Annotated in this window: 14 protein-coding genes; 7 read left to right on the plus strand and 7 right to left on the minus strand. The window is 70.8% G+C overall.

The window, feature by feature from the left end:
* The first annotated feature begins 15 nt into the window (after positions 1-15).
* The 5 genes from E1269_RS13180 to E1269_RS13200 are packed head-to-tail and all read left to right on the plus strand — an operon-like array spanning position 16 to position 5,605.
* On the plus strand, positions 16-1,854 hold the full coding sequence (locus E1269_RS13180) for an ABC transporter substrate-binding protein (RefSeq protein ID WP_162606395.1): 1,839 nt from the start codon (positions 16-18) through the stop codon (positions 1,852-1,854).
* 1 nt (position 1,855) lies between these two features.
* Positions 1,856-2,866, plus strand: coding sequence for an ABC transporter permease (locus E1269_RS13185; protein WP_131895162.1), 1,011 nt, complete (start codon positions 1,856-1,858; stop codon positions 2,864-2,866).
* 3 nt (positions 2,867-2,869) lie between these two features.
* On the plus strand, positions 2,870-3,787 hold the full coding sequence (locus E1269_RS13190; protein WP_131895164.1) for an ABC transporter permease: 918 nt from the start codon (positions 2,870-2,872) through the stop codon (positions 3,785-3,787).
* Positions 3,784-4,767, plus strand: a complete 984-nt coding sequence (locus E1269_RS13195) for an ABC transporter ATP-binding protein (RefSeq protein ID WP_131895166.1) — start codon at positions 3,784-3,786, stop codon at positions 4,765-4,767. Before E1269_RS13190 ends, E1269_RS13195 begins: the two co-directional genes overlap by 4 nt.
* Positions 4,760-5,605: an ABC transporter ATP-binding protein gene (locus tag E1269_RS13200; protein ID WP_131895168.1), complete on the plus strand. Its 846-nt coding sequence runs from the start codon at positions 4,760-4,762 to the stop codon at positions 5,603-5,605. Before E1269_RS13195 ends, E1269_RS13200 begins: the two co-directional genes overlap by 8 nt.
* A 69-nt stretch (positions 5,606-5,674) precedes the next feature.
* Here E1269_RS13200 and E1269_RS13205 read toward each other — a convergent pair whose 3' ends face one another.
* From E1269_RS13205 to E1269_RS13225, 5 genes are all read right to left on the minus strand, one after another.
* Complete coding sequence (locus E1269_RS13205) at positions 5,675-6,883, minus strand: Tm-1-like ATP-binding domain-containing protein (RefSeq protein ID WP_131895170.1); 1,209 nt, start codon at positions 6,881-6,883, stop codon at positions 5,675-5,677.
* 21 nt (positions 6,884-6,904) lie between these two features.
* Positions 6,905-7,510 (minus strand): cupin domain-containing protein, encoded by a 606-nt coding sequence (locus E1269_RS13210; protein WP_131895172.1) that lies wholly within the window; start codon positions 7,508-7,510, stop codon positions 6,905-6,907.
* The gene (locus E1269_RS13215) at positions 7,494-8,438 is read right to left on the minus strand and encodes a DUF6807 domain-containing protein (RefSeq protein WP_203433481.1); all 945 of its coding nucleotides are present in this window, start codon (positions 8,436-8,438) and stop codon (positions 7,494-7,496) included. Before E1269_RS13215 ends, E1269_RS13210 begins: the two co-directional genes overlap by 17 nt.
* 16 nt (positions 8,439-8,454) lie before the next feature.
* On the minus strand, positions 8,455-9,741 hold the full coding sequence (locus E1269_RS13220; protein ID WP_131895174.1) for an enolase C-terminal domain-like protein: 1,287 nt from the start codon (positions 9,739-9,741) through the stop codon (positions 8,455-8,457).
* Positions 9,742-9,859: 118 nt separating this feature from the next.
* Complete coding sequence (locus E1269_RS13225; protein ID WP_131895176.1) at positions 9,860-11,974, minus strand: glucosidase family protein; 2,115 nt, start codon at positions 11,972-11,974, stop codon at positions 9,860-9,862.
* Positions 11,975-12,081: 107 nt separating this feature from the next.
* On the opposite strand from E1269_RS13225, the gene E1269_RS13230 reads away from it, so the two are divergent.
* Positions 12,082-12,930 (plus strand): SMP-30/gluconolactonase/LRE family protein, encoded by an 849-nt coding sequence (locus tag E1269_RS13230; protein ID WP_131895178.1) that lies wholly within the window; start codon positions 12,082-12,084, stop codon positions 12,928-12,930.
* Between the two features lie 131 nt (positions 12,931-13,061).
* On the opposite strand, the gene E1269_RS13235 is transcribed toward E1269_RS13230, so the two are convergent.
* Positions 13,062-13,286, minus strand: a complete 225-nt coding sequence (locus E1269_RS13235; protein ID WP_131895180.1) for a hypothetical protein — start codon at positions 13,284-13,286, stop codon at positions 13,062-13,064.
* Positions 13,287-13,429: 143 nt separating this feature from the next.
* On the opposite strand from E1269_RS13235, the gene E1269_RS13240 reads away from it, so the two are divergent.
* On the plus strand, positions 13,430-13,795 hold the full coding sequence (locus tag E1269_RS13240) for an ArsR/SmtB family transcription factor (RefSeq protein ID WP_131895182.1): 366 nt from the start codon (positions 13,430-13,432) through the stop codon (positions 13,793-13,795).
* A gap of 24 nt (positions 13,796-13,819) precedes the next feature.
* On the opposite strand, the gene E1269_RS13245 is transcribed toward E1269_RS13240, so the two are convergent.
* Complete coding sequence (locus E1269_RS13245; RefSeq protein ID WP_203433483.1) at positions 13,820-14,164, minus strand: ArsR/SmtB family transcription factor; 345 nt, start codon at positions 14,162-14,164, stop codon at positions 13,820-13,822.
* Between the last annotated feature and the right edge of the window lie 18 nt (positions 14,165-14,182).

A 14,182-nucleotide genomic window follows, 5' to 3' on the forward strand; every position in this document is an offset into this window, starting at 1 on the left:
AGGAGTGTGGTCGCCATGGGTGACGACCTGCCCCGCCCGCTCGGGCCTGCGGAGCTGTCCCGACGACGTTTCCTCCAGGGCACGGCTGGCTTCGCCCTGGTGCCGATCACCGCGACTCTCGCGGCCTGCGAGGGGGGATCACCGAGCCCCGGCGGCGAGGGCGACGGCGACAGCCGGCGGGCCCGCACGCTGCGGCTGCCCATCACCTCACGCATCGCCTCGCCGAACCTGTGGAACCCGATGGCGCCGGGGATGCGTGACGACGCCGGATTCCAGTGCGCGCTCAGCGAGCCGCTGTTCATGCTGAACTACGAGACCAGCGAGATCGAGCCATGGCTGGGCGAGGAGTTCACACCCAACGAGACCCTCGACGTGTGGACGCTACGCATCCGCGACGGCATCACGTGGTCCGACGGCGAGGTCTACGACGCGGACGATGTGGTGTTCACCATCGAGCTGCTCCGGACCGGCCCGGCCGAGATCAACTTCGCGCATGCGATCGAGATGCAGAAGTGGGTCCGGTCGGTCCGCAAGGTCGACCCGCTGACCGTCGAGTTCACGCTGACCGCGCCCAACCCGCGGTTCCAGCTGGACTACTTCTCGGTCAAGATCTTCCGCAGCATCGTGATCCTGCCTGAGCACATCTGGGCCGGACAGGACCCCCTGACGTTCGAGAACTACGACCCCGAGCAGGGCTGGCCGGTGTTCACCGGGCCGTACAAGCTCGCCAGCGCCTCGGAGAACCTGGTGACGTGGGAGCGCGACCCCAACTGGTGGGGCGCCAAAGCCGGCTTCCAGGAGCTGCCGGAGCCGGAGTTCATCGAGTTCGAGGCCGCCGAGACCGAGGAGATCCTGGTGGCGCGGGCGTCGAACAACGAGTTCGACTTCCTGGACGACATCACCACCGGCGCGTACGAGACGATGCACGGCCGCAACGAGTCGATGGTGTCGTGGAACCCGGACCGGCCATACTCGTGGGCCGACCCGTGCACACGGTTGTTCTCGTTCAACACCGCGCTGGCGCCGTGGGACGACCGCGACATGCGATGGGCGGTCAACTTCGCCGTCGACAAGGACGAGATCGTCGACATCGCCTACGAGGGTTCGACGACGAAGGCGGCTATGTTCTTCCCGCCGTACGAAGGTCTCGAGCGCTACGTCCAGCTGCTGGAGGACGAGGGGGTGTTCGAGGAGTTCCCGATCCTGGAGCACGACCCCGACCGCGCCGCACAGCTCATCGAGTCCAAGGGCTGGACGCGCAGCGGCGACGGGTACTACACGCTGGACGGCCGCGAGCTGACCCTGCAGATCGACACCCCGACGGAGGCGACCGAGCTGTCCCGGTACGCCGAGGTCATCGCCGAGCAGCTGGAACGCGTCGGCATCCGGGCCTCGCTGCGACGGCTGGCCTTCCCGACGTTCGCCGACAACATCAAGCTCGGCGAGTTCGAGGCGGCCAGCGACTTCTCCGCCTGCGGCTCGGTCAGTGAGCCGTGGTACTCGATGGACCTCTACCACCAGCGCCGCGTGGCACCGGTGGGCCAGGCCTCCGGCGGCGGCGCCACGACGACCGGCGGCAACGGGGTCCGCTGGGCCAATGCCGAGTACAGCCGCCAGGTCGACGCGATGGCCAGCCTGCCGCTGGGCGACCCCCGAATCGACGAGCACTTCGTCGCGGCGGCCCGCGAGTACCTGCGCGACCTGCCGTTCTTCGCCGCCGCGCACGCCAAGAAGCTGTACAGCCACAACACCACCTACTGGACCGGATGGCCGAGCCGGGAGGACGCCTACATCCAGCCGCCGGTGGTCTGGAACTCCAGCCACCGCATCATCCACAACCTGCAGCGGGCCTGACGTGCGCGGTCTCACCTGGGGGTACGTGGCTCGCCGGCTGGGCATGTATGTGTTCACGCTGTGGCTGAGCGCGACCATCATGTTCTTCATCCCGCGCCTGTCCGGCGACCCGGTCGAGGGCATGGTGGCCCGCATCACGATGCAGTCCGGCCACGTCGCTGGCGGTGAGGAGCTGATCGCGGCGTGGCGGGAGCGGTTCGGCCTGGACGACCCGCTCTTCGTGCAGTACCTGACCTACCTGCGCAACATGCTCACGTTCGACTTCGGCTACTCGCTGGCGAACTTCCCCACCGAGGTCAACAGCCTGATCGGCCGCGCGGTCCCGTGGACGCTCGGGCTGCTCACCGTGGCGACGGTGCTGTCGTTCGTGCTGGGCACCGTGATCGGCGCGCTGCTGGCGTGGCGGCGCACCCCGCGCCTGCTGCGGGTGCTCATGCCCCTCTCGCTGACGTTCACCGCGATCCCGTTCTACATCCTCGGGATCCTGCTGATCTACCTGTTCGTGTTCACGCTTCGGCTGTTCCCGGTGTCGGGCGGGTATCGCAGCGGGTTGACGCCCGACGCGTTCGATCCGGCCTTCGTGAACAGCGTCATCCAGCACGGCACGCTGCCGGCGCTGTCGATCGTCGTCGCCAGCATGGGCGTGTGGGCGCTGGGCATGCGCGGCATGATGATCACCGTCGAGGGTGAGGACTACCTCACGCTCGCCAACGCCAAGGGCCTGCGGCCGGGCCGCATCCTGTTCCAGTACCAGATCCGCAACGCCATGCTCCCGCAGGTCACCGCCCTGGTGCTCGGCCTGGGCGGCCTGGTCGGCGGCACCGTCCTGGTGGAGTACCTGTTCGGCTATCCCGGCACCGGGGCGCTGCTCTACCAGGCGATCACGAACGCCGACTTCACCCTGATCCAGGGCATCGTCTTCATCCTCATCCTCACAACGGTCACAGCGGTGTTGATCATCGATCTGGTCTACCCGCTGCTGGACCCGCGCATCACCTACGAGAGGAGGTGACGGATGGACCCGACGCTCACCCGGATCGCCGAGGCCGAGATCGAGGCCGAGGAGGCCGGCGCTCGCCCGGCCTCGCCGTGGCGCAACCGCAAGCTGGTCGCCGGTGCCGTCATCGTCGGCGTCATCCTCGTCAGCACGTTCATCGGCGGCCTGGTCTGGGACACCACGCTGGCGCGCGCCGCGACGTCACCGCTGAACCTGCCGCCCTTCTGGGTCGACGGCGGCAGCATGGACCACCCGCTGGGTACGGAGAACTCCGGACGCGACATGCTCGCGCTGATCGTCGTCGGCAGCCCCACGACGCTGCGGGTCGGGCTGATCGTGGCACTCATCAGCATGCTGGTCGGGGTCGTCCTGGGCTTCCTCGCCGGCTACCTCGGCGGCGCCGTCGACGCCGTCATCCGCATCCTCTCCGACACCGCGATGACCATCCCGACACTGGCCATCATGATCGTCATCGCGGCGTACATCCCGGAGATGAACGCCACCACGATGGCCCTCATCATCGCGGTGTTCGCGTGGGCGGGCCCGACCCGGATGATCCGTGCCCAGGTGCTGTCGATGCGCGAGCAGGGCTACGTGCGGATGGCCCGGCTCTCCGCCGTGTCCGACACCGAGATCATGTTCAGGGAGATGCTGCCCAACCTGCTTCCCTACCTGGCGGCTAGCTTCATCGGCGGGATGTCCGGCGGCATCCTGGCGGCGGTCGGCCTGGAGGCTCTCGGCCTCGGGCCGCAGCGGGTCCCGACACTGGGCATGATCGTGTCGCAGGCGATCGAGGGCTCAGCCATCCTGCGCGGCATGTGGTGGTGGTGGGGCTTCCCGGCCATCATCCTCATGGTCATCTTCATCGGCCTGTTCCTCATCGCGATCGGGCTGGACGAGATCGCGAACCCGCGGCTGCGGGGAGCTCGGACATGACCGGCGACCAGAACGTGCTGCGGGTCAGGGACCTGCGGGTGCACTACGGCACCGGCCGCGGCGACATCATCGCCGTCAACGGCGTCAGCTTCGACGTGCGCGCCGGCGAGACCCTCGGCCTGGTCGGCGAGTCAGGCTCCGGCAAGTCCACCACGGCGATGGCCCTGCTGCGGCTGGTGTCGCCGCCGGGACGGATCGTGGGCGGCACGGTCATGCTGCACGGCGAGGACCTGCTGGCCGCCGACGAGCGCACGCTGCGGCGCCGGCGCTGGTCGGAGGTGTCGCTGATCCCCCAGGGCTCGATGAACTCGCTGAACCCCGTCCTGCGGGTGGGCGACCAGATCGTCGACGTCATCCGCACCCACGAGGGCCGCGCTCGCGGTGCCGCGCTCACCGAGCGGGTGACCGGCCTGCTCGAGACGGTGGGACTGCCGCCACGGGTGATGCGCCTGTACCCGCACGAGCTGTCCGGCGGGATGAAGCAGCGCGCGTGCATCGCGATGGCCATCGCGCTGAGCCCGTCGCTGATCATCGCCGACGAGCCGACCAGTGCCCTGGACGTCGTCGTGCAACGCGTCGTGGCCCGCACCCTGATGGAGGTGAAGGACCGGCTGAACAGCTCGATGATCCTGATCGGCCACGACATGGCGCTGCAGGCGCACCTGGTCGACCGGATCGCGGTCATGTACGCGGGCAACATCGTGGAGATCGGCCCGGTCGCGGAGATCTTCCGCGACCCGCGGCACCCGTACACGCGCCACCTCATCGCGTCGGTGCCGTCCATCCACCGGCGCAAGCCGATCGTCCCGTCTGAGCTGCGCTTCCCCGACCACGGCCGAGGCACGCTTCTCAGCCGAGGACGGCAGATGTCCAGTCGGCGGCGTCCAGTTGATCTGTACGAGGTCAGTCCCGGCCACTTCGCCGCGCGCGCCGACGACGAGACCTGGGCCGTCACCGAGGAGGACCCGACCCATGCCTGAGCCGCTGCTCGCCGTCCGCGGCGCCACCAAGGTCTACGGCAAACGCCAGAACGCCGTCACGGCCCTGCGCGACGTCGACCTCACCATCGCCGACGGCGCCGCCAGCATCACGACCATCGCCGGCGAGAGCGGCAGCGGGAAGACGACGCTGGCCGACGCGATCCTCGGCTTCACCGGGCTCACGTCGGGCAGCATCACCTACCGCGGCCGCGACCTCGCCGGGCTGAGCCGCCGCGGGCGGCTGGAGTACCGCCGCGAGGTGCAGGCGATCTTCCAGGACCCCTTCGGCGTCTACAACCCGTTCTACCGGATGCGGCACATCTTCGACGTCGCCGTCCGCCGCTTCGACCTGGCACCGGACAAGCGGGCCGCCCAGCGGCTGGTCGACGAGGCGCTGGCCGTGGTCGGGCTGCGGGCGGACGAGGTGCTCGACAAGCACCCGCACCAGCTCTCCGGCGGCCAGCGACAGCGGATGATGATGGCGCGCGCGTACCTGCTCAAACCGCGGCTGATCGTCGCCGACGAGCCGGTCTCGATGGTGGACGCGTCGGTGCGCGCGATGATCCTCGACATCATGCTCCGGCTTCGCGACGAGCACGGCATCTCGTTCCTCTACATCACCCACGACCTCAGTACGGCGTACCAGATCGGTGACGACATCTGCATCCTCTACCGCGGCGAGATCGTGGAGCGCGGCGAGACCCGCGCCGTCATCGACGCGCCGCAACACGAGTACTCGAAGCTGCTGATCGGTTCGATCCCGGTGCCCGACCCCGAGGTCGTGTGGGACCTCGACGCACCGGTGAGCCTCACCGGCGAATCCGCACGAACTCCCTGACCTGCTCGGTCATGGCCCGCCCGGTGGGCAGCCGCTTCATCGACGAGGCGCCGTAGAAGCCCGACGGACTCAGGCACGGTAGGCGTCCAACCTGCGCGCCATCGCGGCGGCGAACGCGGGGTCGTTGACATCCAGGTCGAGCTCGACCAGCTCGACGACGCCACGGTCGACGGTGTCGCGGATCGCGTCGAACAGCGCGGCGTCGGCGACGGGGTCGTGGAACGGCCCGCCCTCGACGGCGATCGCCGAGACCCCGCGCAGCGGCAGGAACAGCGAGGCCGGCCCGGTGGCGGCGCAGAGCCGGGTCGCCAGCCGCCGGCCCAGCTCGGCGCACTCGGCGGGGGTGGTGCGCATCAGCGTGACGCTCGGGTTGTGGACGTAGAGCAGTCGGTCGGCGAACTCGGCGGGCACGGTGTCGCGGGGGCCGAAGTTCACCATGTCCAGCGCCCCGACCGAGACCACCTGCGGGAGCCCGGCCGCGGCGGCCGCCGTCAGCCTGGTCTCGCCGGCCGAGAACACGCCGCCCACCAGCTCGTCGGCCAGCTCCGTCGTCGTCACGTCCAGCACGCCGGCCAGCCACCCGGTGGCGGCCAGCTCCTCCAGCGTCCGCCCGCCGATCCCGGTCATGTGGAAGACCAGCACCTCGTAGCCGAGATCCTCCAGCAGCTCCCGGGCGGCGGTCACGCACGGCGTGGTGACGCCGAACATGCTCGCCGCGACCAGCGGCCGGTCGTCGTCGGCCGGCGGCATCTGCACGCTCACCATCCCGGCGACCGCGGCGGCGGCGTTGGCGAGGATGCGCCGCGACAGCCGGTTGACCCCGGCCACGTCGGTGACGCTCGGGACGAGGACGAGGTCGGTCACGCCGACGTACGGGCGGGTGTCGCCGGAGGCAGCCGTCGAGACGATGACCTTGGGCACCCCGAGGGGCAGCGCCCGGAACGCCTCCGCGGCGATCGACGTGCCACCGGTGCCGCCGAGCGCCAGGGCGCCGTGGATGCGTCCGTCCCGGTGCAGCTCGGACAGCACCGCGGCCGCGCCGCGCGCCATCGCCGTCACGGCGGCACCCCGGTCCGCGGCCGCCGCGAGGTCGGCCAGCGAGACACCGGCCGCCGCGGCGACCTCGGCCCGCGGCACGTCGGCGGCCAGCCCGGGGGTGCCCAGGACGCCGGCGTCCACGACCACGACGCCGACACCGGCCTCGGCCAGCAGGTCACGGACGAACGCGTACTCCGCGCCCTTGGTGTCGAGTGTTCCGAGCAGTGCGACCGTCGCCATGGTGTCCTCCTGCCGCTCGGGTCACTTCGCGGCCACGGCCGGGCCGTGGGTGTGCTCCCACAGGTGGCCGCGCCGCAGCTCGCCGCGCATCGTCGTCTCGAAGAACACCGCCAGTACCGGATCGGTGACCAGCGGGAAGTCGTGATGGCTGCCCATCCTGGTGGCCACGCAGTCACCGGGGCCGACCTCGTAGAGCACGTCCTCCGACGAGGCCGTGCCGCCGCCGCGCAGGACGATCCAGTACTCGTCGCAGTCGTGGTAGTGCCGGTCGAAGTTCGTCTCCTTGGGGTAGGACGCCGGGTCGCCGATGTCGCCCAGCTCCTCGGCCTTGGCCACGCCGAACAGGCCGGCGCCGCCGCAGTCCTCACCCCAGTGCCCGCCCAGCAGCACGACGGTCGCCTCGTCGTCGGACCGCACGGTGTGGTCGCCGGCTGGCACGTCGAGCGTGCCGCCGCGCTCGACCGCCTTCTCACCGACCGTGCACCGGCCCTCGACGACCACCAACTTGTTCGCCGGGTGGGCCGCCGCCCAGCGGTGTTCACCGCCCGGCGGCAGCGTCGCGATCTCGAACCGCTCGAGCTCGCACCAGTCGGGCCGGCCACGCAGGTCGTCACGGAACACGGGCATCGGAGGTTTCCTCCCTGTGCTGTCGTCGGACGGCCGTCACCGCGGCGTCGGCGGTGGCATGGTCCCACGCGCCGGCCGCGACGACCAGGTCGTAGTGCAACGTGAGGCTCGCACCGTCGGCGAGCCGGTGTGCGCGGTCGAAGAACGGCGCCGGGCAGACGCACGCGTACGGCTGGGACCGCACGAACCACTGGGTCGGGTGGCCGACGTTGTCCGGGTGGTCGACGAACACGAGTGTCGACGCGCCGTGCCCGTCGTCGTGCCGTCCGACGTAGGCCAGCCACGCGGCACGCTCCCCCATCATCGCCGGACCGCCCGGTCCGTCCGCGGCGAGGATCGTGCCGTGGCTGAGGTCGCGCTGGCCACGCCAGAAGAAGCCGCTGTACCCCGCGTCGGGCCGCCCGTTCGTGGTGGGGCTGCCGAACTCGATGGCCGAGCCGCGCACGTTGGTCAGCGTCGTGGTGAACGCCAGCACCCACGCCTGCCCGCCGGGCAGCAGCCGCACGCCGATCCGGCGCACCTCCGACAGCCAGTGCTCGCCGTGCTCGGTGAGCCAGCGCAGCCTCTCCACGGCCTCGACGCGGCCGTCGCGGACCTCGACCCGGTCGAAGGAGTCGTGCACCTGCGTCCCGTTGTTCAGCACGTGCTCGATGTCGCCGTTCGGCCGCAGGATCTGCATGCCGCCGCCCCAGAAGTTGGCGTCGTCGACGTTCGGCATCGCCAGCGAGATGCCCTTGTGCCACGGATGGTCCCACGGCCGGTGCAGCGTCACCAGGTCGCCTGCGACGGTGCGGACCGGGTGGAAGTACGGCTGCGGCGCCTCGACCTGGTCGGCGTCGCTGAGGTAGGTGTACCTGCACAGTTCCGTGCCGCCGTACATCACCGCCAGGGCGGTCCGCCCGGCGGCCTCGGCGTCGAGCTCGAGCACGCGATCCTCCGTTCGCTCAGCTCCGCCAGGGCGGGGCGGGGATGTCGGCGAGCTCGGCCAGCCCGGCCAGCCCACCGCTGTCGACGTGCTTCACCGGCGCCCAGTCCGCGTTCGGCAGCAGCGGGAACCACTCGGGCCGGTCGAGGTCGCGGTCGTACGGGTAGGTGCCGAGCTTGTGGTACAGCTCGTTGTAGTAGGCCAGGCGCTCGGGGTCGAGGGTCACGCCGAGTCCAGGTCCGTCGGGCACGGCGATCGAGCCGTCCCGGTACTCCAGCTTTCCGCCGACGATGACGTCGTCGTCCAGGTGGTGGTAGTGGGCGTCGGCCGCATAGGTCAGCGACGGCAGCACCGCGCTCATGTGCAGCATGGACGCCAGCTGGATGCCCAGCTCGCCGGACGAGTGCACCGAAACCGGCAGCTGGAAGGTCTCGCACACACCGGCCGCCTTCACGCAGGCGCGCATGCCGCCCCAGAACGTGGTGTCGAGCAGGATCACGTCGACGGCAGGGTCGCGGACGTTCGAGGCCAGCTGCTCGAAGTTGACCACGACGGCGTTGGTGGCCAGCGGGATGCGCACGGCCTCGCGCACCAGCCGCATCCCGTTCAGCCCCCACACCGGGTCCTCGTAGTAGTCGTTGTGGAGGTCCTCGATGGCGCGGCCGAACCGGATCGCGTCGTCCATGGCGAACACACTGTTGGGGTCGTAGCGCACCCGGTCGTCCGGGAAGGCCTCGGCCAGCGCCCGGAAGCAGGCCAGCTCGTACGCCGGCTCGAACACGCCGCCCTTGAGCTTGTGCGTGGTGAACCCGTGCTCGTCGCGCAGCTCCTTGGCGTGCGCGACGAGCTGGTCGGGCGTGTACACCTCGCCGGTGCCGGTGGCGGGGTTGTCGTAGCGGAAGAAGAGGTAGCTGGCGAAGGGGACGCGATCGCGGACCTTGCCACCGAGCAGCTGGTACACCGGCACGCCGAGCGCCTTGCCGCAGATGTCCAGGCAGGCGAACTCCAGCGCGGCCAGCAGCTGGGTGCGGTTGTTGTACAGCGACGCGGTCGGGTTCGCGATCTTGAACCGCAGTGCCTCCAGGTCGAACGGGTCGTGCCCCAGGAGATACGGCTTGAGCCCGGCGAAGGCCAGCTCGGCGCCCTGCCCGCCGCCGCCCATCTCCCCGACGCCGGTCAGACCCTCGTCCGTGTCGACCTCCACGATGGTGCGCACGAAGCGACCCCAGTGCGCGCCGTTGGAGTGCCGCAGGGACGCTTCGAGCGGCACGGTGACCGTCGTCGCCCGGATGTTGGTGATCTTCATTCCGCTCCCCGTCGCTTGCTTGCATACTAGTCTTCCAGAATTCTAGTATCGCCGGTTCGCCGTGTCCATGGACGGGTCACGACGTCGGCACGGCGAGCCCGGGCGCCGGCGGCCGTCCTCACGCCCGCGAGGACCGGTGCGCTCCCCCGCGGTCGATCGTGTAGTCGACCCCCTGGCAGGCCAGGCCGACCAGCCGGGCCTGCGGATCGAACCGGTCGACCAGCTCCGGCCGGGCGGAGACGGTGCCGGCCAGGTCCGCCGTCACGCCGAACACGCCCTCCAGCACCAGTGAGACCCAGGACCCGTGCGACGAGCACGCCCAGTCGCTGATGTAGGGCACCTCACAGGGCGCCTTGCGCGCGCCGCCGCCGTCGGCGTCGATGACCCGCTCGTCGAAGTGCGCCTGGCCGAACGGCCCTTGCCGGGCGGTCCGCGCCAGGCCCGTCATCCACTCCGCGGCGACCTCCGGACGGCCCATCCGGATGAGGGCCATGGCGGCCTCCGACGGCCAGGCCGTGTACGCGCCGTTCCACTGGTGGTCGGGACGGACGCTGAAGACGGCGTCCTCGTCGCGCGACGAGAGCGCGCGCAGCCACGTCGGCGTCTGGAGCTCGGCCTGGAAGAACGCCGTCATCTGCGCCCGTTGCTCGGCGCTCAGGTCACCGCCGAGCAGGCTGCCGATGGTGGCGAAGTCGTAGCAGTGCCGCACCGGGCGCTTGCTGCCGTCGGGGTGCCGTGCGTACCAGTACCCCTCGCCCTCGACGTACAGCTCCCGCAGCGAGGCCAGCACGTCGGCGGCCTCCGCGCGCAGCACGCCCGCGCCGGACCCGTCGCCGATCACTTCGGCGATGTCGGCGGCGGTGCGGAGGTTGAAGACGTTCGCCGCGTTCAGCCCGGCCACCTCGTGCACGTAGCTGCTGACGCACTCCAGCAGGTTGCCCAGGGCGCCGTAGTCGGCCAGGCCGCCGGGAGTCTTGAACTGCCGCCAGGCGCGGGCGTAGCCGGCCAGGTGGTCCCAGACCGTGCCGCCGTCGCCCACCCGGTGCCGTAGCCAGCGGTGGTCGCCGCTCCAGCGCAGGTACTCGCGGGCGGAGCGGATCATCGCGAAGTCGTTCACCGCGTACCACATGCCGATCGGTGCGCCGGTGACGGACTCCGTCGCCATGCAGGTGTGGACGTCGGTGCGCATCCAGTGCTCCAGCTGACGGCGCATCGGCTCGGGGTCGAGCAGCCCGTGCACGATCGAGCTCAGGCTGAAGTCCCACAGGAAGGTCGACGTCTGCCAGTACCGCGGCATCAGCGTGTCGTAGCTGGGGTCGAGGACCGCGACCGGCCGTTCGCGGCGGAAGTACATGACGCCGACGATCCCGGTGAGGTACAGGCGACGCAGCGTGTCGTCGGAGGTCTCCAGCAGCGGCAGCCGGCCGGTGTAGCGGCCGCCCCCGGTGAACACGGCCGCCAGCTCGTCGTCCCAGAACCGCTCCGCTCTGGTGACCGCGCCGGACGGGTCGCGCGCGATGTCGTCGTACACCGCCAGGCAGCCGGCCCGGTCCGCCCCCATCACGTGGACGTAGGCGACGGTGGTTCGCGCCGGGTGGCCGCCGGGACCGAGCGTCAGCCGGGCGGTGAGCCGGCCGGGCGCGGCGTCGGTCTCCACTCGCCCGTCGACCGCCACGACGCCCTGCACGGCCACCGCGGCACTGTGCCGGGCCGTCGCCACCCAAACCCGCCGCGCCGCGTCCACGTCGAGGGCGTTGTCGCCCTCGTGGTAGGGCAACCAGCCGGTCAGCGCCTCGTGGGTCGCCCCGATGGTGGAGCGGACCGCCAGCCCCAGCTCGACCGAGCGGTCCGCGCCGCCGAGGTTCTCGACGGTGACCAGCACGACGGCCGCCATCCGGCCGGGCACGAGCACCGTCGTCGAGGTCAGGCGCAGGCCCGAGCAGGTCATCGAGCGCTCCACCCGGTCCGGCCGCCAGGTGAACGTGATCGGCTCGCCGTAGGACGGCAGGTAGCGCCCGTCGAGGTAGAGCGACGCGGTCACGGTGTCCGCGTGGGCGTACGGGGCGAAGTTGAGGCTGCGGATGCCGGTGAGGTCGAGATCGGCCTGCAGGCAGCCGAGATAGTTCGTCAGGGCCGGCGGGTTGAACACGTCGCCGTGCCGGTGCCGGAGCGGTGCGCTTCGCAGGTCGTCCACTCGTGGGAAGGCGTCGGTCGCGGCGTGCGCGGTCGTCATCGAGGACCTCCATCTCCCGCCTGCGGCGAGACATCGGGAACCGTGGCGTCACCGGAGCTGGCGCTCTAGCATACAAGTACCCAGTACGCCGACTGCGAGAGGCGACGATGACGATCGAGGTCTTCTTCGACGGGCTTCTGTCCGAGCCCCGTCTGGACCATCCGGAGGGCGTCGCGGTCCATCCCGACGGGAGCGTCTGGTGCGGCGGCGAGCGCGGCCAGATCTACCGCATCGAGGACGGTCGGATCGAGCAGGTGGCCAGCACCGGCGGGTTCTGCCTCGGGTTGGCCTTCGACTCCCAGGCCAACCTCTACGTGTGCGACCTGGCCCACGCCGCGCTCTTCCGGTTGCCCGCGCACAGCGACCGGCCCGAGCGGTTCGCCGACGGCGCGGACGGCCGGCGCTTCGTCGGGCCCAACTTCCCGGCGGTCGACGCGGCTGACCGCGTGCTGGTGTCGGACAACGGCCACGCCGACCGGGCCGGCCCGGGGATCTTCGCCTTCGAGCCAGACGGCGCCGGCCGGCTCTGGCACGCCGGACCGTTCCACTTCGCCAACGGGCTCGCGTTCGACGCCGACGACACCGTCTTGTACGTGGCCGAGACCTGGGCGCGCAGGGTCACCGCCATCGACGTGCGGCCCGACGGCTCGGCCGGCCGGTCCCACGTCGTGGTGGAGCTTCCCGGCATGCTGCCCGACGGTCTCGCCGTCGACGCGCGGGGGCGGCTGGTCGTCACCTGCTATGAACCGAGCCGGCTGCTGAGCGTCGACCCGAACACCGGCGACTGGTCGGTTCTGGCCGAGGACCCCGACGCTCACCTGCTGTGCCACCCGACGAACGCCGCGTTCCAGGGCGACGCCCTGCTGGTGGCCAATCTCGGCCGGTGGCACCTGTCGAGGATTCCCGGCGTCGGCACGGGCCTGCCACTCCCCGCGTTCCGCCGCCCTCTCCCATGATCATGGGAGAGTGGGCCGGCGATTCTCAGCAGCAACCGGTGTCGCAGCAGTCCACCACCAGGTCGTCGCAGCAGTCCATCGTGGTCACCTCCCCTCGCAGGTCGTCCCCGACGGGTCCGGCCGGCGGCCGGTCAGCACACCGCGCAGCAGGCAGTGCCGCGGCAGGCGATGCCTCGACTGGCGGTGCCTCGGCCGGCGGCCAGGGCACCCCAGGCGTCGCGGAGTCGCGACACCGTGCGCGCCAGGCCGCCCGGCCGCCCGCGCGTGGCCTGCGCGACGAGGCGCCCCCTTTCAGCCGCGGCGAGCAGCTCGCGCCGGTGTTCAGCCGCGAGTGTGTCGGACAGGTACGGGTGCATCGCGCCTCCTCGGCGACATCGGTGCGGCCCGGAACATCCGAACCTTGTTTCGACGTTCATCTAAGCACTGATTCGACGATTTTCAAAGCAGTAATTCGACAATCATGGAAACAGTTGACCGTCCCGGGTAGCCTGGAGCCACCATGACCATCGACACGTTGAACGCCGACACACCCGCGGCCGCCCGGCCGCTCCCGGTCCTGAACGCCTGTTGCGTGCCGACCTCGACCATGGGCGACGACGATGCCGTCTCGCTGGCCGGCATGTTCAAGGCGCTGGCCGACCCGGCCCGGGTCAAGATCCTCTCGATGCTGCTCAACGCCGACGAGGTGTGCGCCTGCGACGTGTCGGACGGCATCGGAAAGACCGCGGCCACGACGAGCCACCACCTGAAACTGCTCCGCGACGCCGGCCTCGTCACCGGCGACCGGCGCGGCACCTGGGTCTACTACCGCGTCGTGCCCGAGCGCCTGGCCGCCATCCGCGACGCGCTCGCCCTCACGCGCTGACGTATCCCGCCGCGCGCCGCGGCCTCAGCAGCAGACCTTGAGGTAGGCCTGGAGGTCGTCGAGAGCGCTGACCATGCCGTCGCGGTCGGCGCGGTAGTACACCGTCTTTCCCTCCCGCCGGGCGGTCACGATGCCGCCGCGCCGCAGGAGCTTGAGCTGCTCCGACGCGGTGGACTGACCGATGCCGGCAAACTGCGCGACCTCGCCGACCGACAGCTCGGCGCCCCGCGCGAACAGCAGCATGATCTTCTGCCGGGCAGGGCTGGCCAGAGCCTTGAGGAAATCGTGCGTGGCGTCGCTCAGCTCGACCAGGTCCTCGGCCACCAGCGGCAACGACCTGCGCTCCCCCGCCGTCACGACATCGCCCACGGCACCGAGGATACGCAA

This window comes from Jiangella asiatica (assembly GCF_004349065.1).
GTDB lineage: Bacteria > Actinomycetota > Actinomycetes > Jiangellales > Jiangellaceae > Jiangella > Jiangella asiatica.

Bases quoted from the DNA above. Each gene is read 5' to 3' on its own strand.
- E1269_RS13180 (WP_162606395.1), top strand. From the start codon at position 16: ATGGGTGACGACCTGCCCCGCCCGCTCGGGCCTGCGGAGCTGTCCCGA.
- E1269_RS13190 (WP_131895164.1), top strand. From the start codon at position 2,870: ATGGACCCGACGCTCACCCGGATCGCCGAGGCCGAGATCGAGGCCGAG.
- E1269_RS13195 (WP_131895166.1), top strand. From the start codon at position 3,784: ATGACCGGCGACCAGAACGTGCTGCGGGTCAGGGACCTGCGGGTGCAC.
- E1269_RS13200 (WP_131895168.1), top strand. From the start codon at position 4,760: ATGCCTGAGCCGCTGCTCGCCGTCCGCGGCGCCACCAAGGTCTACGGC.
- E1269_RS13205 (WP_131895170.1), bottom strand. From the start codon at position 6,883: ATGGCGACGGTCGCACTGCTCGGAACACTCGACACCAAGGGCGCGGAG.
- E1269_RS13210 (WP_131895172.1), bottom strand. From the start codon at position 7,510: ATGCCCGTGTTCCGTGACGACCTGCGTGGCCGGCCCGACTGGTGCGAG.
- E1269_RS13220 (WP_131895174.1), bottom strand. From the start codon at position 9,741: ATGAAGATCACCAACATCCGGGCGACGACGGTCACCGTGCCGCTCGAA.
- E1269_RS13225 (WP_131895176.1), bottom strand. From the start codon at position 11,974: ATGACGACCGCGCACGCCGCGACCGACGCCTTCCCACGAGTGGACGAC.
- E1269_RS13230 (WP_131895178.1), top strand. From the start codon at position 12,082: ATGACGATCGAGGTCTTCTTCGACGGGCTTCTGTCCGAGCCCCGTCTG.
- E1269_RS13235 (WP_131895180.1), bottom strand. From the start codon at position 13,286: ATGCACCCGTACCTGTCCGACACACTCGCGGCTGAACACCGGCGCGAG.
- E1269_RS13240 (WP_131895182.1), top strand. From the start codon at position 13,430: ATGACCATCGACACGTTGAACGCCGACACACCCGCGGCCGCCCGGCCG.